The 25393-nt window shown below is 46.2% G+C and carries 21 protein-coding genes; 11 read left to right on the forward strand and 10 right to left on the reverse strand.

Going from position 1 to position 25393, the window contains the following annotated elements:
• Window positions 1-297 precede the first annotated feature (297 nt).
• Window positions 298-2496 (reverse strand): methyl-accepting chemotaxis protein, encoded by a 2199-nt coding sequence (locus ACOGW3_RS04880; RefSeq protein ID WP_419901945.1) that lies wholly within the window; start codon window positions 2494-2496, stop codon window positions 298-300.
• Window positions 2497-2687: 191 nt separating this feature from the next.
• On the opposite strand from ACOGW3_RS04880, the gene ACOGW3_RS04885 reads away from it, so the two are divergent.
• From ACOGW3_RS04885 to ACOGW3_RS04905, 5 genes are all read left to right on the forward strand, one after another.
• Complete coding sequence (locus ACOGW3_RS04885; RefSeq protein ID WP_419901946.1) at window positions 2688-4196, forward strand: PLP-dependent aminotransferase family protein; 1509 nt, start codon at window positions 2688-2690, stop codon at window positions 4194-4196.
• 225 nt (window positions 4197-4421) lie between these two features.
• A complete protein-coding gene (locus tag ACOGW3_RS04890; protein WP_419901947.1) occupies window positions 4422-5339 on the forward strand; it encodes a bifunctional enoyl-CoA hydratase/phosphate acetyltransferase in 918 nt (305 codons plus the stop codon).
• A gap of 101 nt (window positions 5340-5440) precedes the next feature.
• The gene (locus ACOGW3_RS04895; protein WP_419901948.1) at window positions 5441-8398 is read left to right on the forward strand and encodes a molybdopterin oxidoreductase family protein; all 2958 of its coding nucleotides are present in this window, start codon (window positions 5441-5443) and stop codon (window positions 8396-8398) included.
• Entirely contained in the window at window positions 8395-9144 is a 750-nt protein-coding gene (locus ACOGW3_RS04900) for a 4Fe-4S dicluster domain-containing protein (RefSeq protein ID WP_419901949.1), read from the forward strand. The genes ACOGW3_RS04895 and ACOGW3_RS04900 overlap by 4 nt, the downstream gene beginning before the upstream one ends.
• Before the next feature lie 19 nt (window positions 9145-9163).
• Complete coding sequence (locus tag ACOGW3_RS04905) at window positions 9164-10117, forward strand: dimethyl sulfoxide reductase anchor subunit family protein (RefSeq protein ID WP_419901950.1); 954 nt, start codon at window positions 9164-9166, stop codon at window positions 10115-10117.
• A gap of 68 nt (window positions 10118-10185) precedes the next feature.
• On the opposite strand, the gene ACOGW3_RS04910 is transcribed toward ACOGW3_RS04905, so the two are convergent.
• Window positions 10186-11271 (reverse strand): Glu/Leu/Phe/Val dehydrogenase dimerization domain-containing protein, encoded by a 1086-nt coding sequence (locus tag ACOGW3_RS04910; RefSeq protein ID WP_419901951.1) that lies wholly within the window; start codon window positions 11269-11271, stop codon window positions 10186-10188.
• Between the two features lie 378 nt (window positions 11272-11649).
• On the opposite strand from ACOGW3_RS04910, the gene ACOGW3_RS04915 reads away from it, so the two are divergent.
• The 3 genes from ACOGW3_RS04915 to ACOGW3_RS04925 all read left to right on the forward strand — a co-directional run bounded on the left by ACOGW3_RS04915 (window position 11650) and on the right by ACOGW3_RS04925 (window position 13793).
• Window positions 11650-12138: an Lrp/AsnC family transcriptional regulator gene (locus ACOGW3_RS04915; protein ID WP_419901952.1), complete on the forward strand. Its 489-nt coding sequence runs from the start codon at window positions 11650-11652 to the stop codon at window positions 12136-12138.
• Between the two features lie 194 nt (window positions 12139-12332).
• Entirely contained in the window at window positions 12333-12893 is a 561-nt protein-coding gene (locus ACOGW3_RS04920) for a hypothetical protein (RefSeq protein WP_419901953.1), read from the forward strand.
• A 180-nt stretch (window positions 12894-13073) separates the two neighbouring features.
• On the forward strand, window positions 13074-13793 hold the full coding sequence (locus ACOGW3_RS04925; protein ID WP_419901954.1) for a hypothetical protein: 720 nt from the start codon (window positions 13074-13076) through the stop codon (window positions 13791-13793).
• A 117-nt stretch (window positions 13794-13910) separates the two neighbouring features.
• Here the strand turns inward: ACOGW3_RS04925 and ACOGW3_RS04930 are convergent, their stop codons facing one another.
• From ACOGW3_RS04930 to ACOGW3_RS04965, 8 genes are all read right to left on the reverse strand, one after another.
• Window positions 13911-14252: a hypothetical protein gene (locus ACOGW3_RS04930; RefSeq protein ID WP_419901955.1), complete on the reverse strand. Its 342-nt coding sequence runs from the start codon at window positions 14250-14252 to the stop codon at window positions 13911-13913.
• A 116-nt stretch (window positions 14253-14368) separates the two neighbouring features.
• Window positions 14369-15601, reverse strand: coding sequence for an ISL3 family transposase (locus ACOGW3_RS04935; RefSeq protein ID WP_419901077.1), 1233 nt, complete (start codon window positions 15599-15601; stop codon window positions 14369-14371).
• Window positions 15602-15675: 74 nt separating this feature from the next.
• Window positions 15676-16335, reverse strand: a complete 660-nt coding sequence (locus tag ACOGW3_RS04940) for a serine hydrolase domain-containing protein (RefSeq protein ID WP_419901956.1) — start codon at window positions 16333-16335, stop codon at window positions 15676-15678.
• 25 nt (window positions 16336-16360) lie between these two features.
• Window positions 16361-17977: an acyl-CoA synthetase gene (locus ACOGW3_RS04945; RefSeq protein ID WP_419901957.1), complete on the reverse strand. Its 1617-nt coding sequence runs from the start codon at window positions 17975-17977 to the stop codon at window positions 16361-16363.
• A 70-nt stretch (window positions 17978-18047) separates the two neighbouring features.
• Window positions 18048-18929, reverse strand: a complete 882-nt coding sequence (mmsB, locus tag ACOGW3_RS04950; RefSeq protein ID WP_419901958.1) for a 3-hydroxyisobutyrate dehydrogenase — start codon at window positions 18927-18929, stop codon at window positions 18048-18050.
• Between the two features lie 44 nt (window positions 18930-18973).
• A complete protein-coding gene (locus ACOGW3_RS04955; RefSeq protein WP_419901959.1) occupies window positions 18974-20047 on the reverse strand; it encodes an enoyl-CoA hydratase/isomerase family protein in 1074 nt (357 codons plus the stop codon).
• On the reverse strand, window positions 20044-21195 hold the full coding sequence (locus tag ACOGW3_RS04960; protein WP_419901960.1) for an isobutyryl-CoA dehydrogenase: 1152 nt from the start codon (window positions 21193-21195) through the stop codon (window positions 20044-20046). The genes ACOGW3_RS04955 and ACOGW3_RS04960 overlap by 4 nt, the downstream gene beginning before the upstream one ends.
• An 88-nt stretch (window positions 21196-21283) precedes the next feature.
• The gene (locus ACOGW3_RS04965; protein ID WP_419901961.1) at window positions 21284-22783 is read right to left on the reverse strand and encodes a CoA-acylating methylmalonate-semialdehyde dehydrogenase; all 1500 of its coding nucleotides are present in this window, start codon (window positions 22781-22783) and stop codon (window positions 21284-21286) included.
• Between the two features lie 222 nt (window positions 22784-23005).
• On the opposite strand from ACOGW3_RS04965, the gene ACOGW3_RS04970 reads away from it, so the two are divergent.
• From ACOGW3_RS04970 to ACOGW3_RS04980, 3 genes are all read left to right on the forward strand, one after another.
• Window positions 23006-23911 carry a LysR family transcriptional regulator gene (locus tag ACOGW3_RS04970; RefSeq protein ID WP_419901962.1) on the forward strand — a complete coding sequence of 302 codons (906 nt, stop codon included), beginning with the start codon at window positions 23006-23008 and terminating at the stop codon, window positions 23909-23911.
• 59 nt (window positions 23912-23970) lie between these two features.
• The gene (locus tag ACOGW3_RS04975) at window positions 23971-24276 is read left to right on the forward strand and encodes an ArsR/SmtB family transcription factor (RefSeq protein ID WP_419901963.1); all 306 of its coding nucleotides are present in this window, start codon (window positions 23971-23973) and stop codon (window positions 24274-24276) included.
• A gap of 80 nt (window positions 24277-24356) precedes the next feature.
• The gene (locus tag ACOGW3_RS04980) at window positions 24357-25388 is read left to right on the forward strand and encodes an NADH:flavin oxidoreductase/NADH oxidase family protein (RefSeq protein ID WP_419901964.1); all 1032 of its coding nucleotides are present in this window, start codon (window positions 24357-24359) and stop codon (window positions 25386-25388) included.
• The last annotated feature ends 5 nt before the right edge of the window (window positions 25389-25393 follow it).

A 25393-nucleotide genomic window follows, 5' to 3' on the forward strand; every position in this document is an offset into this window, starting at 1 on the left:
ACTAAGTTCACACAAAGCAATTCAACCAATACAAAGTTCAACATTATACAAACATGATGTGATTCAGGTTTTACTAAACTTCAACTGCCCCCCAAAAAATTCCCTGCAGTATACATCTCTCATTCTACTTACAATTAAATACCTGCCAACATACGGTAATCGAATTAGAGATTGTATATAGTACCAGCCAGAAAAACTCTATGAGTCCAACATTTGTACAAAATACGTAATATTTAAAAACACTTGCCTACTGAACCTACACTACTCAAAGCTGCATAATCAACATCACGTCAGGCGCTATTTACGGATGATCGCCATGAAATCATCCACCTCTTGAGAAAGAGACTGAAGGTCACTTGTAAGCTGGCCTGAAGAGGATAAAACGACCCCGGCAGCTTCCCCGGTTTCCGCTGAGGCCTTCATCACATCCATAATGTTTTGAGACACACGACTAGTTCCGTCAGCAGCTAACCGGACATTACGGGACATTTCCCCTGTGGCAGAGGACTGCTCTGTTACTGCTGCAGCGATACCTGTGGTAATTTCATCCATATTCCCTACGGCTTTGGTAACTTTTCTAATAGCTTCCGCCGCTTGTTGCACAGTATTCCGGATAGCAGAAACCTGCTCTGAAATATCATCTGTTGCAGTTCCTGTTTGAGTTGCAAGGCTTTTAACTTCTGATGCCACAACAGCAAACCCTTTACCTGCATCTCCAGCCCGAGCCGCCTCAATCGTCGCGTTTAAGGCCAAAAGGTTCGTTTGGTCTGCGATTTCACTGATAAGATCGACAACAGCCCCGATTTTTTCTGCTGCAGCTGATAGAGTATCAACGGCTCTATTGGTTTCTTCGGCATCCTCACTAACTTCACGCGAGGCCGTTGCTGCCATTGAGGTTTGTCGACTAATTTCTTCTATCGATGCCGAAAGTTCTTCTGATGCCGCTGCAACGGATTCCACATTGAGGGAAACGTCGGATGAAGCTTCGGAAGCTTGAGATGACTGATTCTGGGCCTGACCTGCTGTTACATTCATATTTTCAGCAGTGCCTCCCAAATTGGAAACTGACTCCTGGACAGTAGAGACAATCGCTTTAACCCTGAGGTTAAATTGATCCGCCAAGGCATTCATATCGGCCTTGCGTTGCTTTTCAGCATTTTCCTTTGCTTCCTCGCGTTCGCTCCGAAGGCGTTCTACGTGCTGAGAGTTTTCTTTAAAAATATTCAACGCAACAGCCATTTCACCGATTTCATCTCGCTGCCCCGGCTGCACTTCAATAGTTAAATCTCCTTCAGAAATCTGTGTCATTGCATCAGATAAAGAAACAAGGCGATCAATGATCATTTTCCCAACAACAAAATACATAATGATCGAGGCCAAAACGACGGAAATGACCAAAATAACCAACAGCCAAATCTCACCATCTGCTATGGCAGAATTTGACGCATCAACCGACGACACAGCCCCATCTTCAGCCGTTACCGCAACATTATTAACAAGGTTTTTCAGTTCCTGTGAGAGCTCCAAGTTTTTGGCAATTAGTATTTTTGAATTTTGAATTTCAGAAAGTATCTGTCTTCTTTGCGAAAACACTGTTTCTTCTGCCGTTAATAAATCAGCTATTTTCTTTCCGAGCCCACGTATTTTGATAGCTTCTTGGGAAATATCATCTGTGATTAATGAGATATTCTCTTTGTTTCTTTTTGTCGCTTTTATTATTTTTTCTTCCGACACATCAATTTGTTCACTCTCAGAAGCCGTTGTGACCTCAGCCAACTGTGCAAACATCAAGTTTGTATCGACCTGCATAGATGAAGAAACTTGACTACGCGTAACCGAAATCAATATTTCAATAAGCTGGTTAGTAACATCAGAACTACCAAACGCTTCATCAATCGTGGTCTCAACAGCTTTTCTTGCCGCTTCTTGATAAGGGGTCACAACACTATCAAAGTCGCGCTTTATCGATAACAATTCGACCATCATTTCTGTACTACGGGTATTTAAATTTAACTGGCCTGTTACTGAACGGTTCAACTCTGCTAAATTTGCTTTTATATCTTTAGAAACCCGAACGAGGTTATTACTCGTATCCTGATCAAATCCGCTCGTTTGCAAAGCTTGGGTTAATTTCTCCAGACCCTGTTCTCTTTCTTGCAGAGATTTGTATACCGAGTTTTTCTCAGCAATATTTTTTGCTGAAATCAATGCTGGAGCAGTTGCGGCAATGTTGGTGCCGATCTCTGAGAGCTCAAGAGCTATACTCATCTGAGGGATAGACTTATTCGATATCTGGTCAAATGCTTTGCTTACTCCTTCAAAAGAAAGGAAGCTAACAAGTCCTGCAAGTAAGGTCGTAGATACAATACTTCCTACGGCGAGAAGCAGTTTGGTTTTAACACGGAGCCCCTGCTTTTCTGAAGAAGAGCCATCAGTATCGGACTGATCAATAACATCGTCCTCGACCATTTGTGTGTTCACTTCGGTTTCAGACACGATCTTCTCCCACAAAATGCTTACCGCAATAGCAATCAGTTTTTTGCTATTATTTGAAGTGACTACCTATCTAGATAGTGCCAAATCAATATAATGATGAGTCCAGTTAATATGCGTGTTATGCTTTTTGAAAAGATGCCATAAATTAGCGAATAAATATTTAAGCTGGATAACCGAGAGGGAACAAACAGTTGGCAAGCGATATACTTTTTCATCTAGAGAAAAACAGTCGAGAGTCTCTACAGAGCCAACTACGTCGTGCCATTTTGAATGCGATATTAAACAGTACCTTACCTGCGGGCTTTAAGCTTCCGTCCAGTCGTAAGCTGGCCAATGATCTCGGCATTTCCAGGAACACAGCCATACTGGTTTATCAAGGCCTTACTGATGACGGCTACCTTGTTACAAGAGAAAGAAGCGGCATCTTCGTAAACGAAGACTTTGTTGACGGCATAGAACAATCAAAGCTTTCGAGGGATAATGCACCTGCTCCTCGACCTGAAGACCTCGAAAGCCCTGACTGGGAAAACAGATTATTTCTTCGTCCATCAGAACGCCATTACCTCAACCTCCCCAAAAACTGGAGAGAGATTCCTTATCCCTTTGTTTACGGCCAGCCAGATAAAAGACTTTTTCCTCTGACAGCTTGGCGAGAGTGTAGTCGGCTAGCATTGAGTACTCGGGATATGGCGGACTGGATCCATGATGATAAAATCTATGATGATCCCCAACTTGTTGAACAGATTAGAACGCGTTTGTTGCCAGCTCGGGGTATACATGTATCCAGCGACCAAATCCTGGTTACCCTTGGCGGGCAGAACGCATTATTTTTACTTGCTGGACTACTCGTCAGAAAACAAACGCGTGTCGGGATAGAAAACCCCGGTTACCCCGATGCAAAAAACATCATGCAACTCTTTACCAAAAACCTTGCCCCCATACCTGTCGATGAAAAGGGAATGATCGTCGATGAGCATCTTGATGGCTGTGACTACGCCTTTGTCACACCTAGCCATCAGTGCCCAACGACAATAACCATGCCCCTCACCCGGCGTCGCAAGCTCTTGGAAAAAGCTGAAGAACAAGATTTCATCATCATTGAAGATGATTATGAAAACGAAATTAATTATTTCAAATCAGCAAGTCCTGCCCTGAAAGCGCTCGATAATAATGACCGCGTAATCTATACGAGTAGTCTTTCCAAAACACTGTTTCCAGGCCTTAGAGTAGGTTATGTTGTTGCGGCACCAGAGTTAATTGCTGAGTTGAAGTTTTATCGCCGTTTAGTTGTTCGCTATACCCCCAGCAACAACCAGCGCACAGTCGCTCTATTTCTTTCCCTTGGGTATTACGACAGTTTAATTTATAGCCTGAGAAGAAGATGGCATAACCGATGGAACGCCGTTCACAAGGCTTTACGCACTTATATTCCAGAATGTAGCTATTCCCACTCTTCGGGAGGAACGTCTTATTGGGTCAAAGTCCCCGATGGGATCAGTGCGAACCGACTAGTCAAGGAAGCTTACAAAGATGGTGTCTTGATTGAATCAGGCATGCCATTTTTCTTAGAAAGCCCAGCCCCAGATACCCATATACGCATAGGGTTTACCTCAATCGAAAACGCTAAAATTGAACCCGGCATTAAACGCCTGGGTAAAACTATTAATAGATTGATGGAAGAGGTCCAAGAACAAGAATAACGCCCGATTCTCAGGTAGGCATAAAACTCAGAGTAATTCTTGGACCCATCGAATGGGTCCAAATGGAGCTATAGTTAAAAGCCCATACAGATAAACAATTACCTCACAACACATTCTCTTGGAATGGCTTTATGTGTGCAATCAATCTTTAGAGAACCTCTATTGCATTGCCACATCAAATCCTGGGACAGGAGATTCATTTATTTGTGATCGAGGTATACGTTAATGTTGAGCCAGCACCCCATTGAATGTCCTAATGCGCTATTGGACAATGCCGCTCAATATTCTCCGGCCAGAACAGCCATAGTCAACGCGACCAGTTTGATAGCGATGGAAAGTGCATTCCTTGCAGCCAAATTCCGTTTGATAGAGCCAGTTCTTGTTGGTGATCGCAGGGTCATTACAACACTAGCCGCTGAACTCGACTGGGATCTCGCTCATACAGAAATCCATAATGCCGAAGACGAAGAGACTGCAGCAAAACTGTCCGTCAACCTTGCCAGAACTGGACAGGTCAGCGCGATCATGAAGGGCCAAATTCACACTGACACCTTTATGAGAGCGATCGTCAATCGGGACACAGGCTTAAGAACCGGGCGTCGGCTATCCCACGCATTCCATATGTCTGTTCCTGGATCTGACCGGGTTATGACCATTACTGACGCAGCGATTAATATTGCGCCCGATCTGGAAACCAAAAAAGCAATTATCCATAACTCTGTTGATATGATGCATGCCTTGGGAACAAAGACACCAAAGGTAGCCGTTCTTTCAGCCACGGAAGAAGAAAATCCACAAATTCCATCCAGTGTTGAGGCAGCAGAGCTTACACGTTGGGCAGCAGAAGAAGTGAGTGAAGCCAATGTCTTTGGACCTATGGCTCTCGACAACGCCATATCTCCAGAAGCTGCAAAAATCAAAAACATTCAAAACCCGGTAGCGGGACAGGCAGATATACTCGTCGTTCCAAACATTGAAACCGGAAATGCCATGTTCAAACAACTGGTTTACTGTGATAGCGCTTGCGCTGCCGGTATTGTCCTTGGCGCAAGCGTGCCTATCGTCCTTACCAGCCGCGCCGATCCACCAGCAGCAAGGTTGGCAAGTATGGCAATCGCAACCATCGTCGCACATTCTGTATAAAAATCAGTATATTGAATAAAATATAACAACCTGTACTATCAAAAATAAAAACCAAAAAAAAATCAAGTTACATCAGGGTAGCATCAAATTGGAGATGATTAATGGGCCTCTTTCCCACGTCCAAACAGGAGGAAGTTGACACTTCCCCACACGTATCGGACGAAGTTAAGACCACGACTTGTTACATGTGTGCCTGTCGTTGTGGCATCAAGGTGCACTTACGGGGCGATCAGATCCGTTACATCGAAGGCAATCCAGATCACCCCGTAAACAAAGGGGTCCTCTGCGCCAAAGGTTCTGCAGGTATCATGCAGCACAATTCTCCAGCACGGCTACAAAAACCATTGTTGCGTACAGGTGAGCGAGGCTCTGGAGAATTTAAGGAAATCGAGTGGGAAGAAGCCCTTGAAATGGCAACGGGATGGCTCGGCGAAATTAGAGAGAAAGACCCAGCCAAACTTGCATTTTTCACCGGACGCGATCAGTCGCAGAGCTTGACAGGCTGGTGGGCTGCCAAATTTGGTACCCGCAACTTCGCAGCCCACGGTGGCTTTTGCTCGGTCAACATGGCCGCGGCTGGCCTCTATAGTGCCGGCGGGTCGTTCTGGGAGTTTGGTGAACCAGATTGGGATTTAACCAAATATCTACTGATGTTTGGGGTCGCCGAAGACCATGATTCAAATCCAATCAAAATCGGCCTGGGCAAGTTAAAGAGCCGCGAGGGCACCAAGTTTGTCTCTGTCAATCCAGTGCGCACAGGTTACTCTGGCATTGCCGACGAATGGATTGGTATTCGACCCGGAACTGATGGCCTGTTTGTTTTCTCTCTCATTCATGAACTACTCAAAGCTGAGAAAATAGATTGGGATTATCTTACCAGATATACCAACGCCCCTTGGCTGGTGATACAGGACCAAGGCGCTGCGGATGATGGACTTTTTGTACGTGACGCCGAAGGTAATACACTTTGTTACGATGCAATTAGCAAGAAACTTACATCAGCGAATAATCCTGATGCCAAACCCGTGTTAGCGGGCGAGTACACACTTCCAGATGGCCGTAAAGCAGTACCTGCTTTTCACCTAATGGCAGACCGATATCTCGACCCCCAATACGCACCCGATGCCGTGGCTGAACAGATTGGATATAGCGCCGATAACATTCGCCGTATCGCAGCCGAAATCGCCCATGTTGCCTTTGAGGAAGAAGTTGAACTGGATGTTGCCTGGACCGATTGGGCGGGCCGCAAACAAGACAAAATGATTGGTCGTCCAGTCGCCATGCATGCCATGCGCGGTATCTCTGCCCACTCCAACGGGTTCCACACTTGTCGCGCCATCCATGTTCTCCAGATGTTATTGGGATCCATTGATGTTCCCGGTGGCTTCCGCCACAAGCCGCCCTTTCCGCGCCCCTGTCCTCCTGGACCAAAGCCCGCCGGACATGATTCTATTGCGAACACCCCACTACCCGGTATGCCATTGGGTTTCCCAACAGGACCAGAAGATCTTTTGGTCGAGGCCGATGGCACGCCAAAGCGCATAGACAAGGCCTACAGCTGGGAATATCCGCTTTCCTCCCATGGCATGATGCACATGGTAATACACAATGCCTGGAAAGGAGATCCCTACCCGATCGACGTCCTTTTCATGTACATGGCCAATATGAGCTGGAACAGCTCTATGAATGTGCAAGGCACCATCAAGTATCTCACCGATAAAAATGAAGACGGCAGTTACAAAATTCCGAAAATTATTTATTCGGATGCCTACAACTCAGAGATGGTCGCTTATGCCGATCTGATTTTACCTGATACGACTTATCTCGAGCGTTGGGATGCGATCTCCTTGCTTGATCGACCTATCTGTAGTGCGCACGGTCCGGCAGATTCAATTCGGCAGCCTGTGATCAAACCTGATCGTGATGTCCGTCCATTTCAGGATGTTCTTCTCGACCTTGGTGCCAGGCTTGGATTACCAGGCATGGCGAATGAGGACGGCAGTCCGACTTATCCAGGTGGGTATTCCGACTACATCACCAACCATGAACGCACACCCGGTGTCGGTCCACTTGCGGGCTGGCGTGGTAAGGATGGCGATCAACATGGTAAGGGCGATTCCAATCCTGATCAGCTTCAGCGTTATATCGATAACGGCTGTTTTTGGTCGGATGAATTCACAGCGGAACAATCCTATTTTAAGTTCGCCAATAGATCCTATCTAGATCGTTCAAAGGAAATGGGCTGGATCCCAAGTGCAGATCGCATTGTCATGCATATCTATTCAGAGTATATGCAAAAATTCCGTCTCGCAGCTCAAGGCCATGGTGATGTTCAGCCACCCGATGTACTGCGATCTCGGATCGAAGAGACCTTTGATCCACTTCCAATCTGGTACATGCCCTTGGAAGAAAAAGCCTTTGATGGTGAAGATTATCCTATGCACGCTATAACCCAACGTCCCATGCACATGTATCACTCTTGGGGGTCACAAAATGCGTGGCTTAGGCAGATCACGGCACAAAACCGCCTGTTCATTAATGACGTTACCGCCCAAAAACAGGGCATAGCTGATGATGACTGGGTGTGGGTAATCTCGCCACATGGTAAAGTCAAAACCCAGGTAAAGCTAATGTCTGGCGTTAACCCGCACACCATCTGGACATGGAATGCCATTGGTAAAAGAAAAGGTGCCTGGGGGCTGGATGAAAAAGCTCCGGAAGCAAACAAGGGCTTCCTGCTTAATCATATTATTTCAGAACTTTTACCCCCGCGGAAAGATGGCTATCGCTATTCTAATTCCGACCCGGTAACAGGTCAGGCCGCTTGGTACGACTTAAGAGTCCGCCTTGAAAAATGTGATGCTTTGGAAGAAGAAGTTACCATGCCAATGATGAGCGCTGTTGCTTCTCTACCAAACGCACCAGAACAAATGGCAGTACTCCGTTACGGCGCTGATTTCCCAGAGGCAAACAGTCCCGTCTCTCAAGAAATAAAAGCTGATAGCGACACCCAAACAACAATGCCAACCAATGAAGAATTACTGGGAGAAAAATCATGACTTGTCTCCCCCAAAACGGCACCCAGAAAAAACTGGGCCTTGTTATCGATCTCGACATTTGTGTTGGCTGTCATGCTTGCGCGGTAAACTGTAAGGAGTGGAATACAGGCGGCCATTCAGCCCCCCTAACCGACATGAACCCTTATGGCGAAGATCCAAACGGCGTTTGGTTCAACCGTATTCACAGTTTCGAAGTTGTCGATCAGGATAACGACAGCCGTACAGTTCACTTCCCAAAAAGTTGCTTGCATTGTGATGATGCGCCTTGCGTCACGGTCTGCCCAACGGGTGCGTCCTATAAACGCGAAGAAGATGGTATCGTCTTGGTCGATGCCGACAAATGCATTGGCTGTAAGCTTTGTTCCTGGGCCTGTGCTTATGGCGCCCGTGAATACGATGAAGATGCAGGGATCATGAAAAAATGTACCCTCTGTGTTGATCGTATTTATAACGACAATCTGCCCGAGACATCACGGGTACCAGCCTGTGTTTCCACCTGTCCGGCTGGCGCAAGAAGTTTTGGGGATCTAGGTGATCCCAATTCTGATGTCAGTAAACTTGTCGCCGAACGTGAAGGTTTCGATCTTATGGCTGAGTTGGATTATAAACCCACCAATAAATATCTACCTCCGCGTCCCAAACAGAACGAGCACTCAGCATCAAATATGCCTGCAAATCTCACCCCTGTTTCCACTGAAAAAGCCGGATTGTTAGCCAGATGGGCTGACAAGGTTTTGTCACTTTAAGTTTGTAGGGAGTTACAAAATGCATCCGGCTCAATCAGTCATTTTATTTACAACCGCATCGGGCGCAGGTTACGGCCTGCTCTTTCTACTCATCCTAGGACATATTTTAGGGATCTTTCCGGCGGACAACACTCTTGGTTACAGTGGGTTTGGGACAGCTTTCCTGATGATAATCATCGGATTGCTGTCTTCGACGTTTCACCTCGGCAGACCTGAACGGGCATGGCGGGCGCTTAGTCAGTGGCGATCATCCTGGTTAAGTCGAGAAGGTATTTTGGCCATTGTCACATTTATCCCAACAGGGATTTATGGCCTTTGGTGGGTTTTCGCCTCAAACACAACATTAAGCATTTTGCCAGTGATTGGCCTTATGGCTCTTCTGCTTTGTGCAGCAACAGTTTACTGCACATCAATGATATACGCCTGCCTGAAGCCAGTTTCAGCCTGGCATAACAGTTTTGTGCCCGCATGTTACCTTACTTTGTCACTATCCACCGGAGCCTTACTCCTGAATGGGATATTACATCTTCAGAGTAAGGATGAACTGTTGTTTGATATGATAACAATCGTCCTTATTTTAGTATCTGTGATTACCAAATTCTTTTACTGGCAACATATTGGAGAAACCAAAGGCAGCAGCACGGTTGGGAGTGCAACCGGGCTTGGCTCTTTGGGGGAAGTGCGGTTGCTAGAGGCCGCCCATACCGAAGCAAATTACCTTATGAAGGAAATGGGGTTCCAAATCGCTCGCAAACATGCCAAGAAACTGAGAAATATTACCTTTATATCAGGCTTTATTCTGCCAGTGTTTCTAATCTCACTCACCGGGATGGTTGAAACTTCCGGCATAGAGAACCTTGCGGTGATTGGCTCCATCTTCTTTGGCGCCATAGGGATAGTCACCGAACGCTGGCTCTTTTTTGCAGAAGCCAAACACACAGTCAGCCTCTACTACGGCGCCCAGTCAATATGATATGAGCGACAAATCAAAAAAGCCCCGAACCAGACATTTGGCTCGGGGCTTTTGTTCATAGAGTACGATCAAGCAACTATTTGATTTTTTTTGCTTGGGACAACAGTTTTTTCAGCAGCATTAATTTTCTCTTGAGCCATGAGATCTGCAATACCACTGGTGGATCCTTGCTCCTTATCAGCGCGTTCAAAGATATCAATCAACACATCATAGATCGCGGCTACCTTGGTATTGACCCAGGTTCGATCATAATTGCCCTCAATCTCAGCAGCGACGTTGATAATACCACCGGCATTAATGACATAATCAGGTGCATAAAGAATATTATGTGCTCGGAGGAGTGCACCGTCGGAGGCCTGGGACAATTGATTATTAGCGGCACCTGCGATAATAGAAGTTTTGAGCTTGGGGATACTTTTCTCATTAAGAACCGCACCTAACGCACAGGGTGCAACAACATCCACATCGCTAAATAAAACACTCTCACATGACACCGCTGTCGCGCCAAATTCCTTGACGGCGTGCTGCACGACTTCATCATTAATGTCAGCGACAACAAGGTTCGCGCCTGCACTATGGAGCTCCTTGCACAGATGCCATCCCACATGTCCAAGCCCTTGGACAGCAACTTTTAATCCTTGTACACCTTCTTTGCCCAAACGATGTTTAACCGCGGCTCTGATGCCATTAAAAGTACCGCGAGCAGTAAAGGGAGAAGGATCACCGCTCGCGGCTAGTCCAGAATTCAACCCCGCAACATGAGGCGTTTCCTGAGAGACAACTTCCATATCTGATACAGATATACCTACGTCTTCAGCTGTAATGTATTTACCCCCCAGGCTGTCGACAAAACGCCCATAAGAACGAAACAGATCTTCTGATTTATCTGATTTTGCATCGCCAATAATAACGGCTTTACCACCACCAAGGCTCAATCCGGCCATGGCGTTTTTGTAGCTCATACCTTTTGAGAGACGGAGTGCGTCACAGAGGGCTGAATCATCATCGCTATAGGCCCACATACGGCAACCGCCTGCTGCAGGTCCTAGTGCCGTCGAATGAACAGCAATAATCGCTTTGAGCCCTGTTTTCTCATCATGACAGAAAACAACCTGCTCGTGATCAGCAAAAGCTTCGTGATTATATACACCCATTGTCATGTCCCCTGATCTTCCAACGATCTATAAATTCATCAATCTCTATAAGACTGGCTAGCAGGGAATTCCTGACATCGAGTGTAAACCTTATACCTCACCAAAGGGTGAAAGCCTTGGATATACTGTCAGGGAAAAGAATGCGTATATCTAATTTCTCAGGTTTATAACAAACCCTGAGTTACAATACGGATTAATCCGTAATGCCTATTAGCCGCTCTCTCCCAGAAAGCCAAATCTTCAATACAGCCGTTTATTTTTATTTTTTCGGCTGAGTTAATTTTGACAAATTTTTTGAGAATATATATTTCTATTTTTTATAAATCTGACTTATTATAGCAACCTCATTCCATTCATATAAATTTTTGCGAAATATTTATGCTGCCAAAGATCGACAATACGGATAAAAAAATCCTTCGACGCCTGCAAAATGATTCTGATATCAGTAACGCCGATTTAGCTGAACAGGTTGGTCTCTCTGCGGCGCCTTGTTGGCGCCGGGTCAAAAGGCTTGAGGAAAAAGGGATCATCAAGAGGCGTGTCGCCATCATTGACCCTGATAGCCTAGGTCTGGAGATCGTTGTCTTCACCACGGTAAAAATATCTGCGCAAGCGCAACATGGCTTGGAGGATTTTGAACGTCGCGTGATCCGCTTTGACGAAATCACAGAGTGCTACACAGTAAGCGGCGGCATGGATTATATCCTGCGCGTGGTCACCACAGATATGCGTGCTTACGAACGTTTCCTGAGGGATCACTTGCTTCAACTACCAAATATTGCCGAAGTTCATTCCCGCTTTGCGGTATCGCAAGTAAAGTACACCACTGGCTTACCGCTGGATTTGGTAGAAACAAAAAAGGCCTAAAACAGGTCGATCTAATCAATCTATTGTATCTTGAGTTTTTTTATTCTAATGTCCGCGCAAGGTACACAGGGGTGCCTATCCGCCAAAAGTCATCACACCCTGTAGCGACGTTGCATAATTGGTTATGTAAGATCACCCAAAGAATTCTTCTGGATCGCATGGAGCGGAAAAGATCCGGTATTAGGAGAAACTCTATGGCTGATATTGTCCATGAGCTTAAACATAAAGCACGCATACTTCACCGCAATGTACTTACCGGTAACCCGGAAAGCCTCGTCTTTATAAAAAAACACCCTGAGTTAAAGCCCCTATCAGGTGTTGATTTGGCCAAAGCAGTACAACGAAAACATTGTCTGTCTCAGATCGCAAGACTTCTTGGATTTAATGGCTGGGCTCACCTTACTCAAATTCTTCAGGCGACAAGCCTACCTCCAATTTCTGAGGGGCGTTCTGAACTGGACTATGGAAAGTTACTCTCCCCTCCACGTTGTTATGCCTATACGAACGTCTGGTCGGTGTTTTACGAGGAAGCCAGAGAAGTAAGAGCGAATACCAATGGTTACCTCTTAACCTATGGCACCCAGTATCTGGTGACAGAGGCTGATTACATAGCAACCCTTGGCCTCGATCCCAATGATCCGGATTGGAGAAAAATCGGGATGAATTGGGCACAGCCTGATGATATCTCGGCAAGAGAAAACCTCTATCACAAGCTGATAGATCATACGCTTGCAAGCCAAGGCTGGATATCCTAAGAAAAAAGGTTGTTTAAACAAAACTTGTTCCAAATAAATAGAACAAGCTCACTCCCTGCGTTCATATGAAATTACATATATTTTTTGAACGCAGGGTTGCCAAACGTCAACTCAAGAGGGAAGTATATCAAACTAAGAACCTCCCTAATTATAATAAATAAAAGATTCTGAGTTTAAATTATGAAATTTAAATACTGTTTGAATTTTCTCTTTACGATTTCAATAGTTTTGTCTTTTTCTAATCCTGCATTTAGTGAAGAAAAAAAAGAAACCGTAACCATGAAAGCAAACTTGGAACTGGTTAAGAAGTATATGTTACTTTCTCTTTTACCAGAAAAGAATGGAACATTATCTAAATGGCAATCTGAGATATTTTTCGAAGTTATTTCAGAAAATAAATCACGTAAAGAATTAGAGAATTATATCGCCGATGCGAATGAGTATTTTAAACCAAAATTCTCACTGTCAAGAAGTGGGGATAATACGAATTACTTGATCATTTCAACAGCCAAAATGGAAAATGTCTTATCTGTATATAAAGATAGGATAATTAAATTAGCAGGAGATAGCTTTTATAATCAGATAAAAAATCCTAAAAGCTGCTCTACAAAAAATATTTCCACTAAAGACGGCGCTATCGTTGGTTCAATTTTATTTGTAAACGAAACTTTACCACTGGAATTATACATGAAGTGTTTAAATGTAAATTTCATGATTTCGCTAGGGTTTATCAGAACACTTGATGGAGCACAAAATTCAGTTTTAAGTAAAAAACCAAATCCGAATTCGTTTACTCTCTATGATTTTGTAATGGCTGATTTTCTTTATACAGATAGTTTTAAATTAAGAATGAACCAAAATGATTTCTTTAAAGCCGTCCAATCCCTAGGCGTAAATTAAATAATAAATAACACCTAATCTAGCCTAGATTAGCTTTAGCAGAAACTCGACCTTGCTTTATAGTTCACAGACACTTTGTGGGCCACGTGGTAAAAGTCGAGCATCAACCAAAGAACTCTATTTTTGAAAGATGCTTGGCAGAACAAACTCGGTGATAATTTTCACGGGAAGTTGCCAGGCATTGCGCTGATTATAATTCCCGGCGTAAATCACCATAACCAGTTGGTTGGTTTGATCGACAACAAGGCGTTGCCCCCCATTTCCAAATCCCGCGCCCCAATGTGGAGGAGATCCGTTTGATGAGAGCCACCAAAAATATCCATAACGTAACCCCATGGGTAACTCTGTTCTCGGAGCAAATGACTGTTCCAGCCAATCACGAGATACAATCTGTTTACCTTGCCAGTTCCCATCATCCACAATCATAGAACCGATTTTAGCCAAATCATGGATGTTCAAACGCAGTCCTGATGCAGCGGAGGGTACGCCATCCCAACCTGCAATCCATTCAAAATCAGTAATGCCAAGAGGCGTGAAGAGCTTTTCTTGGCTCTTCTCCGCTTTGTTGAGTAGATTTAGGATTTCAAATAGAGCATAGATTGATTATCTGGAATGGATGATTGTCTAATTTTGAGTTTGAAGTATTCGGTATCCTTGATGCCTCTGGCTCGCTTACGGATCATTCCTATACTGACATTACCAGCCTCTATCCTGGCGCTTGTGAGCTTGTGTTTGGCGTAGTTGCAGATGCCCACACAATGTTTCCGTAGGGATTTCGCGAACTTTTTTAGATAGAGCATCTGTGACTGATCTGCTATCAGGCACCAACGTTCCAGTTGCTCCGCCATCGCCTCAAATGAAGCGGCACTCCACAGCAGCTGAAGCTGTTCTTTCAAGACGTAAAGTGCATTCAGGTTGCTATTGCTCTCCAGCAACCTTTGCAGCTTGTCACTTTGTTTTTCACTCAACTTATCCGCATTTTTGAGCAACAGATAATGCGTCCCTTTCATCAACTCTTTACCACTTGGATCGGCCTTTCTGAACTCAAGTCGACGCTGATTATGGATAGCTTTGCTGTAGTTTTTCATGACGTGGAAACGGTCAAATACTATGTCGGCCAACGGCAAGGACTCTCTGACAGCCTTTTGGTAGGCAGGCCCCATATCCATCGCTACGGCCTTTATTTTGCAGGCTGTATCTGGTTGCAGTTGTTTCAAAAACCTTGAAAAAACCTCGGCAGTTCGGCCTGCTTCAACCCAGATCAGATGACCGCCAACCATATCGTAGACCACCGTCATGTAGTCATGACCTTTCGCCCGGGCAACTTCATCTACACCAATATATTCCAAGCCAGTTAGCTCTGCAGGATCAAGCGTAGGGAGAGTTTCAATAAGGTATGCCCTGTCGATATTCTTGACCGTTTCCCATCGTATATCCAAATGTCTGGAAACCGCTTGAATAGACATATGCCGACATAATCCACTGATCAGTCGGCAAAATCGGTGAGTGAAACGGCACCCTTTATCAACAAAATCACACCCCTCAATGCGGCGTTCGCCCTTGTTAATATAAACCTGCGCCAGCTCAATCTCGACCACACAAGGATACCCAAAAAGGGGGATGTCGTTTACTTGTCGGCGGACATGCTGGTTGATGCTTCCCTTCTGGCCTGTAGCAGGGTCTATAGCCCTCCTACGCGCGTCTCGGCTGCAGTGAATGACAATCTTAACACCGCCGTCATCCAGTTTAATTTCATTTACACGTTGCCCTTTGAGGCCTAAAATATGCTGCGAGATGTTGATTGTCATATACCTGCTCTATGTAAAGTTATCAGAAACCATACATATCAACAGGTTACTTGGCGGTCGGCATCTTTTTCTACTCAACAAAGCGGAGAAGAGCCCTTTTCTTTCGCATAGGCATCAAGTGGTTTGCCCGCACCCTTTGCAATTAACCCGGCAATCAACGCGGTTGCGCCACCGTTATAAGTCCATTTTTCACCAGGGGTTGAGACCATGGGGCGATCAAGCACAAAGCGATAGCGATCAGAAGAGTTTTCCATCGCGATTTCGCTGTTTCGGGGATCACTATAGGGCAGGTTTTCATCCCAATCGGTGCCCATCTGCATCGACAGAACATCTCTGATCAGAATTTTGCGGCGCTCTTGATCATTACTGAGGTCATCGTATTCGGGGAACTGATCGATAACGACAGCATCGAGAGTTGGGACAATACCCTCTTCCAATGCAATGCCGTAAAGAAGGCTGGTTATACTTTTGGATATCGATCTCAAATCGTGAAGTTGATAAGCGGAATGCTTGATCTCCCCAAGAGAAGTACCCCACCGTTGATCCTGTCCTGAATAATACCTCTCAGCCAGAACTTCTCCTTTATGGAGAATGTAGACGGAGTGAAGACCCGAAAGGTCTCCCTTCTGAAAAGCCGTATCCAGTTTTTCTTCGAGGGGAGTTTCTCCTGCTAGTGCAGACACACAAGAAAGAAGAACAACAATAAGCATCCAGCAACTATTGAAAAACTTCATCGACTTTTAATCCCACCTCTGGAATTTATCCCAGCTTTCTTAATTCACGGCGAATTATCTTACCGGTTGTGGTCATAGGGAGTTCCTCGATGAACGAGACTTCACGAGGGTATTCATGGGCGGCTAACTGCGTTTTAACAAAACTCTGAACATCTTTGGTCAAGTCATCCGTCGCTTCATAACCATCATTTAAAACGATAAAAGCTTTTACTATTTCAGTGCGTTGCGGATCAGGTTTACCGACAACACCTGCCATGCGTATGGCCGGATGTCCGATCAAACAATCCTCGATTTCTCCGGGGCCAATGCGATAGCCGGATGAGGTTATGACATCATCGTCCCGCCCCACGAACTGTATCCACCCCTGCTCATCAAGGATGCCCGTATCCCCTGTTAGCAAATACTCTCCCGCAAACTTGGCTTTTGTCGCCTCCGGGTTGTTCCAGTATTTCAAGAACATCACGGGATCAGGAGATAGAACGGCGATATTACCAAGCGTACCCTGAGGCACAACTTCACCTGCATCATCAACAATTGCAAGGTTATGGCCAGGAGCGGGGCGTCCCATGACACCGGGACGAGCCTCCATGATCTTTGCACAGGAAGAAACGATCATGTTGCATTCGGTTTGCCCGTAAAATTCGTTAATCGTCAAACCGAAAGTTTTGCGTCCCCAATCCAACAGTTCAGTCCCAAGAGATTCACCGCCTGAAGCGATGGAGCGCATATTCAAATCCCAGCGTTTTTCTGGATCAGCAACAGTGCGCATCATTTTCAATGCTGTCGGTGGGATAAAGGCGTTGCGTATTCCCTGCTCAGCAATCAATTCAAAGGCGGCTTCTGCAGTAAACTTCTCAAACCGACGCGCCACTACCGTTACTCCGTGGTGCAAGGCGGGCAGAAGAACATCGAGCAAGCCACCAATCCAGGCCCAATCAGCTGGCGTCCAGATCTTATCCCCGGCTTGAGGAAAGAAGTCGTGAGACATCTCCACACCCGGCAAGTGACCAAGTAACACTCTATGAGCGTGTAAAGCGCCCTTGGGCTGCCCAGTCGTTCCAGAGGTATAGATAATCACTGCGGGATCATTTGCCTTGGTAACAACAGGGGTATAGTCGTCAGATTGCCCTGATAGCTCACCATGGAGATCCTTGGCCCCTTCGATCGGACCATCAATGCAATATACCTGTTCTAACTCAGGCAATCGGTCGCGAATTTTGGATATTTTTTTCACACCATCTGCATTGGTGATTACAACTTTGGCCCCCGAATTCGACAAGCGGTATTCAAGCGCTTCAACACCAAAGAGCATGAAAAGAGGAAGAGCTATACAGCCCATTTTATAAGCGGCAATGTGGGAAAAAGCTGTCTCCAGAGATTGAGGAAGGAGGATCGCAACTCTATCTCCTCCAACGATCCCAGTGGAACTCAGCAAGTTTGCTAGTTTATTGGAATAGTCTTTCAAATCCCCAAAGGTATAGTCAGAAACATTTCCTTTGGTATCAATAAAACAGAGCGCCAGCCTGTCTGGCTCGCGCTCTGCCCATTTATCACAGACATCTACACCTATGTTGTAGTTGGCTGGTATTTCCCAGTTAAAAGCCTCTTGTACTTCTTCGTAACTCGACCTTTGGTCCAGCATGGTTATTTCCCATATTTAATTTTGCCAAAGGCCTGATACATATGTGTAATCTTACACTTAAGACATTAAGTTACTTTTCACCCTTAAGGAATTTAATAATACCAGAAAAATCAGTACCACTCCCGCCCGCGTCGTTAAAGCTCTGATAGAGCTCTTCCGCATGCGATCCCAATGGCGTAGCAACACCGCTGGATTTGGCCGCATCCTGGGAAAGCTTAAGATCTTTAAGCATCAGTGCAGCAGCAAAACCTGGCTCGTAATCATTGTTCGCCGGGCTCGTCGGAACGGGGCCGGGTACCGGACAATAGGTATTGATTGACCAACACTGTCCAGAAGACGTTGAAGCAACATCAAACAGAGCCTGTTTATCCAACCCTAGTTTTTCAGCAAGATTAAAAGCCTCTGAAGACGCAATCATGGAGATCCCGAGGATCATATTGTTGCAAATTTTAGCAGCTTGACCATTGCCGTTACCACCACAGTGAACAATCTTGCCACCCATAACATCAAGCAGTTCATGCGCCTTATCAAAGGCTTCTTTAGAACCACCAGCCATGAATGTTAACGTACCTGCAGTAGCGCCACTGACACCGCCGGAGACCGGCGCGTCAAGTGACAACATGCCAGCTTGCTCTGCTGCTGTGTGCGCCGTACGAGAGCTGTCAACGTCAACCGTAGAGCAATCAATATAAAGCGATCCAGATTTGGCAGCTTTTAGAGTGATTTCATAGACGCTTAAAAGGTGCTTACCGGCAGGCAGCATCGTAATGACCGCATCAGAAACTGCCACCGCCTCTTCAACGGATTCTGCAATATCTACCCCGTTTTCTCTTGCCTGCGCTTTGGCTTCTTCTGATAGATCAACTCCTTTAACAACATAGTTGGCCTTGACCAGGTTGGCAGCCATGGGACCACCCATGTGCCCTAAACCAATAAATGCAATTGTTTTCATTTTCTTATCCTTAATTTTCTCTGGATATCCGGGGCCCATCAAATCTAGCGGATCAATCCTGGCGCCAGACCAAGCTCTTTATCACCCAAACTGTTGAAGCATCCCGTGACCATCTCGAAAGAGACTTCTTCCAAAGCTGCTGGAACCCATTTGGGATCGCCGGTTTTATCAATCACTGCTGCGCGAACACCTTCTGAAAAATCAGGCCGTTCGAACATACGTAAGGCAAGGCGGTATTCCATATCGAGATCCTCCTCGATACCGCTAAGGGTTGCTGCCTTTCGAATAGCCGCCAGAGTAACCTTCATAGAATGTGGAGAATGCCTCAAAAGGATTTTGACCAGTTTATCGCTCCATTCCGTGCCAAGATTTTTGGCGGCAAGAACTATATCTTCAACCCGATCATGAGAAAAAACGCTATCGATCTCACTTCGTTGAGCTGCAAGCCCAGCTGGCCCTGTTGAAATACTGAAACCACGCAAGATCGCATCCACATCCGAATGTGCATTCCCACCGTAATCCGCCGTAGCAAGGGCATCGATGAGACCAGCTAGACGTTCGCTTGTGACCTCAATATCTGCCAGACCCGCATAAATGGCATCTTGTGCTCCAACCCGATGTCCTGATAACCCGAGATAAGTCCCAATTTCCCCCGGCGCATTGGCCAACAGCCAAGTCCCACCCACATCAGGAAAAAGACCAATTGCAGTTTCCGGCATCGCGATCATGGTACGTTCCGTAACGATACGATTACTTCCATGAGCGGACACCCCGACACCGCCCCCCATTACAATGCCATCCATAATGGCAACGTAAGGCTTTGGATAATTGGCAATCAAAGCATTCAGTTTGTATTCATCAGCCCAAAACTGCTGAGCAACACCGTCTTGTTCCTGGCCAGATTTATACAGGGCACGTATATCTCCCCCCGCACACAGGCCACGTTCACCAGCGCCGTCAACAATAACGAGCCGAACGGTTTCATCCGTCTGCCAGGCTTCGAGAGCCGCCAACATGCCATGTACCATATCCAAAGATAGCGCATTAAGGGCTTTTGGCCGGTTCAAAGTAATTCGGCCTGCAGCGCCTTCCTGTCGAACAATGAGTTCTTCTGTCATGCTGCACCACCTTTGAGAATATCGCGAGAAATAATCAGACGCATAATCTCGTTTGTCCCTTCAAGGATCTGATGAACTCTGAGATCGCGAACGATTTTCTCAACGCCGTAATCCGCTAGGTAACCGTAACCGCCGTGAATTTGCAGAGCTTCGTTAGCGACTTCGAAACCCGTGTCCGTAGCAAAGCGCTTGGCCATGGCACACCAACGGGTCGCGTCATGGGTCTTGGCATCCAGCTTGGTTGCTGCGGTATAGAGAAGTGTCCGTGCCGCGGCGAGTTCCGTTGCCATGTCGGCAACCTTGAACTGCAATCCCTGGAATTGGGCAAGAGATTTGCCAAATGCTTTGCGCTCGCCCATATAGGCTACAGCCTTATCCAGCGCAGATTGTGCACCGCCAAGAGAACAGGCACCGATATTCAAGCGACCGCCGTCTAGCCCCATCATAGCAATTTTAAAACCTTGCCCCTCTTCACCGATCATATTTTCGGCAGGGATACGCGCATCCTCCATGATGACCGTGCGTGTGGGTTGGGCTTTCCAACCCATTTTTTTTTCGTTCGCACCAAACGATACACCGGGCGCATCTTTAGGAACCAGGAAACAGGAAACACCGCCAGCGCCATCACCACCCGTACGCGCCATGACCAAATAAAGGTCAGAAGTCCCCGCCCCAGAGATAAACTGTTTTGAACCATTAAGAACAAACTCGTCCCCGTCACGAACAGCTTTGGTCTTGAGCGCAGCCGCATCAGAGCCTGCAGAAGGTTCAGTCAGACAATAGCTGGCAATAAGATCCATGGTCATCATCGAAGGCAGCCACTTTTGACGCTGTTTTTCTGTACCAAAACGGTCGATCATCCACGACGCCATATTATGGATCGAGATAAAGGCTGATACCGCAGGACAGCCTGTGGATAGCGCTTCAAAAATCAAGGCAGCATCCAGACGTCCAAGACCAGTACCTCCTACATCGTCTCTGACATAAATGCCCCCCATACCAAGGGCCGCAGCTTCGCGCATGACATCAACGGGGAAATGTTCTTTTTCATCCCACTCCAAAGCAAAAGGAGCGATTTTATCGCGGGCGAAATCCTGTGCCATCTCCTGGATTGCACATTGTTCTTCGTTCAGTTCAAATTGGCTCATCAGCTTAATCTTTTTGTTACCAGAAAATATTATGGGGTGATCGCTGATTACCTTCACAGTAATTTGAGACCACCCCGTATTCTCAGTATCAATCCATAGTCGGGATTGAGAACTCAGCACCCTCTTTCACACCAGAAGGCCAGCGTTGGGTCACTGTTTTGGTCTTGGTGTAGAAGCGTATTGCATCTGGTCCATGTTGATTCAAATCGCCAAAACCGGAACGTTTCCAGCCACCAAATGTGTAGTACGCAAGCGGAACAGGAATTGGCACGTTCACACCGACCATGCCGACATTTACTTTAGTCATAAAGTCGCGGGCTGTATCACCATCGCGCGTATAGATCGCAACGCCGTTGCCATATTCATGCTCACTTGGAAGACGAAGGGCTTCTTCGTAATCCTTGGCACGAACAACAGACAAGACCGGGCCAAAAATTTCTTCTTTGTAAATACGCATATCGGCAGTCACGTTATCAAACAAACATCCACCCATGTAGAAGCCATCTTCATAGCCCTGCATGACAAAGTCGCGTCCATCAACAACCAGCTTAGCGCCCTCTTCTATACCAAGATCTACATAACCTTTGGTACGTTCAACGGCTTCGGCTGTCACCATAGGTCCAAAATCAGCATCCGGGTCGGTGGAGAGACCAATTCTCAGGCTCTCGACACGTGGTGTTAGCTTTTCGATCAGACGATCAGCTGTTTCTTCACCTACAGGCACAGCTACTGAAATTGCCATGCAACGTTCACCAGCAGAACCGTAACCAGCACCGATAAGAGCATCTGCAACCTGATCAAGATCCGCATCCGGCATAATAATCATGTGGTTTTTCGCACCACCAAAGCACTGTGCGCGTTTGCCCTGAGCCGTTGCACGGGTATAGACGTACTCTGCAATCGGGGTTGAACCAACAAAACCAACAGCTTTGATATCTGGATCATCAAGGATCGCATCTACAGATACTTTATCGCCGTTTACAACGTTAAGAATACCCGCAGGAAGACCAGCTTCGAGCATCAATTCGCCAAGACGCAATGGCAATGAAGGATCACGTTCGGAAGGCTTGAGGATAAAGGCATTACCAGAAACAATCGCAGGAGCAAATTTCCACATTGGGATCATTGCCGGGAAGTTGAACGGTGTAATACCCGCGACCACACCCAATGGCTGGCGCATAGAGAACATATCAATGCCTGGACCAGCGCCTTCTGTGAACTCCCCCTTTTGAAGGTGGGGAATACCACAGGCAAACTCAACAACTTCGAGACCACGTTGAATATCGCCTTTGGCATCCGGTATCGTCTTACCGTGCTCACGAGAAAGCATGTCTGCCAACTCATCATAATTTTCCTGGCAGAGGTGAAGGAACTTAAGCATGACCCTTGCGCGTTTTTGCGGGTTCGTAGCAGCCCACGCAGGCTGAGCAGCTTTTGCATTCTCAACAGCAGCACGCAGCTCAGTTTCGGATGCCAAAGGAACCCTTGCAGCAACTTCACCCGTCATAGGCCAGAAAACATCGCTAAAACGACCAGAAGTACCTTTTACTTTTTCGCCACCAATGAGGTGGTAGAGTTCAGCGGCCATATCCGCATCTCCTTCATTGTATGTTGCCAACTCGAATACAACGCTTGAATAAGCGCTCTCTCATCGACGTATATTGTAGAAAGCTCAGTTTTTTTTAATGCAATGGCGAGAAAGAATCGCCAGAGCAGAAGAACTAGCTCTTTGATCCTGACACATAGACTTGCATTGTTTTTTTTGCACAGCTATAGCTAATAGCAACAAACCATTGTGCGAAAATACATTATGAACCCGACTTTTGACTGGAATGACCTCCGCCCTTTCCTCGCCGTTGCCCGGACAGGAAAGCTAACCATCGCAGCTAAACGCTTAAAGGTGGACCACACCACGGTTAGCCGACGCATTCAGGCTTTGGAAACGGCCCTAAATGCAACCTTGTTTGAGCGTGGCCCTCAAGGCTATGCACTGACCGAGATTGGTCTCCGGCTTTTAGGCGCCGCGGAGTCCATGGAAACCATGGCCATGGGTGTTCAAAATGAAATCGCTGGCGCTGACCTTGATCTAACTGGGGCAGTTAGAATAGGCACTCCTGATGGCTTTGGTAGCTTTTTTCTCGCCCCCCGTATATGCGATCTTTGCCGCGCTCACCCTGGGCTTGAAATCGACCTCGTCGCAATGCCTAGGATGTTCAGCCTGTCAAAACGTGAGGCTGATATTGCCATCGGCCTCAGTCGCCCAACTGAAGGCCGCCTGAGATCTCGTAAGCTTACCGATTACCGACTAGGGCTCTATGCTTCTCCAGAGTACCTTGAACGTCGAGGCCCCATTACCAGCAAGGATCAGCTCCAGGGGCACAGGATGGTTGGTTATATTGAGGATTTAATTTTCTCCCCAGAACTGAATTACGTGCCTCAACTGGGGAAAGAATTACGCCCACAACTTCGCAGCACGAACCTAATCGCCCAAATGCAAGCCACATCAACTGGCGCCGGGATCTGCATTTTGCCCTGCTTTATGGCAGATCATTACCCCAACCTTGTTCCCATACTTCGTGACGAAGTAAAAATTATGCGCACCCTATGGCTGATTTATCACGCTGATCTGCAAGGATTTGCCCGTATTAGGGCAACGGTTGACTTCATCGTGGAAAAAGTTACTGCTGCACGTAAATTGTTTCTCCCCGACAACTAATCAAAGGATGTTTCAAAAGTTTATTTGACAACAACCTATATATTGATATATTTCGATATATGAATAGCGATAAAATAATCTCTGTGCTTAACAATCCTGTACGCCGTAATATTTTGAAATGGCTAAAGGATCGCTCTAACTTTCCGCCAGCCCTGCCCGAACATCTTGATTTGGATGGAGTTTGCATTGGATACATCCAGGAGAAAGCTGGTCTGTCGCAATCAACCATTTCAAATTATATGGGATTGTTGAAGCAAGCAGGATTAGTGGAATCTGAACGTCATGGACAATGGACTTTTTATCGTCGCAATGAAGATTCCATCAGAACTTTTCTGAAAGCAATCGAAGAAGAACTTATCAACTAACACACATTAGTGACTTTAAGGCATCGACAGAAAAGCAACCACTTACATCGATAAATCTAGATATTTAGATTGGCAATTCAATGAAAAAGAACCCCTCACCTGCTCTGTGTGATTCGATAGAACTCCCATGTGGTGCTGTTCTCAAAAACAGATTGGCGAAATCGCCTATGTCTGATTCTCTTGGCGATGGAGAAGGCAACCCAACGGATGCACAAGTTCGCCTCTATGAAAAATGGGCGGAGGGTGGCGTAGGCCTTTCGATCATCGGAGAAGTACAAGGGGATCCTAGGTTCCCTGAGAAACCCGGAAATTTAGTATTAGGAAAACATGCTAATCATCAAGCTATGCGCTCACTCGCGTCACGTGCGTCAATAAACGGGGCTCATATCTGGCCGCAACTAGGTCACGCGGGTGCACTTTCACATTTGCCCGTTAGCTCGCCAACAGGGCCCTCCCCCTTGAATGTTGAAGGGTTGCAAAGTCGCGGCATGAGTTTAACTGAAATACAACAGCTACCAGATATCTATGCCCAAGCAGCATCTTACGCAAAGAAAGCCGGCTTTACAGGCGTACATATTCATGCCGGCCACGGCTTTTTACTAAGCCAGTTTCTCTCACCATTATTCAATCATCGAACCGATGGCTATGGCGGCTCCATTGAAGCTCGAATGCGTATTATTCAAGAGATTATTGAAAAGACACGTACCGCAGTAGGCCCCACCTTCCCAATTGGCATCAGAATAAATGCAACGGATAAATTAGAGGGAGGTTTAACCGAAGCTGATGCCCTAGAAGTCGTTCGCATCCTTGATCGAACCACAATTGATTTAATTGATATTAGTGGAGGCACTTATTTCCCCGGTGCAAAGGCAAGCTCGGATGGTGTTGCCTCAGGTAAAATATATTTTCTGGAATTTGCGAAACAAGCCAAGACACTCACCAATATTCCACTGATGCTAACAGGAGGCTTCACAAAACACGCACAAGCCATAGAAACTATCAACGATGGTTCTGCTGATATTATAGGCCTAGCTCGTGCCTTGGCGCTAAACCCAAAGTTAGCTGATAATTGGATAAACGGAGAAAAAAGCGGCACTTCTCCGCTTTGTTGAGTAGA

It is taken from the genome of Kiloniella sp., from assembly GCF_965205715.1.
Taxonomy (GTDB): domain Bacteria; phylum Pseudomonadota; class Alphaproteobacteria; order Kiloniellales; family Kiloniellaceae; genus Kiloniella.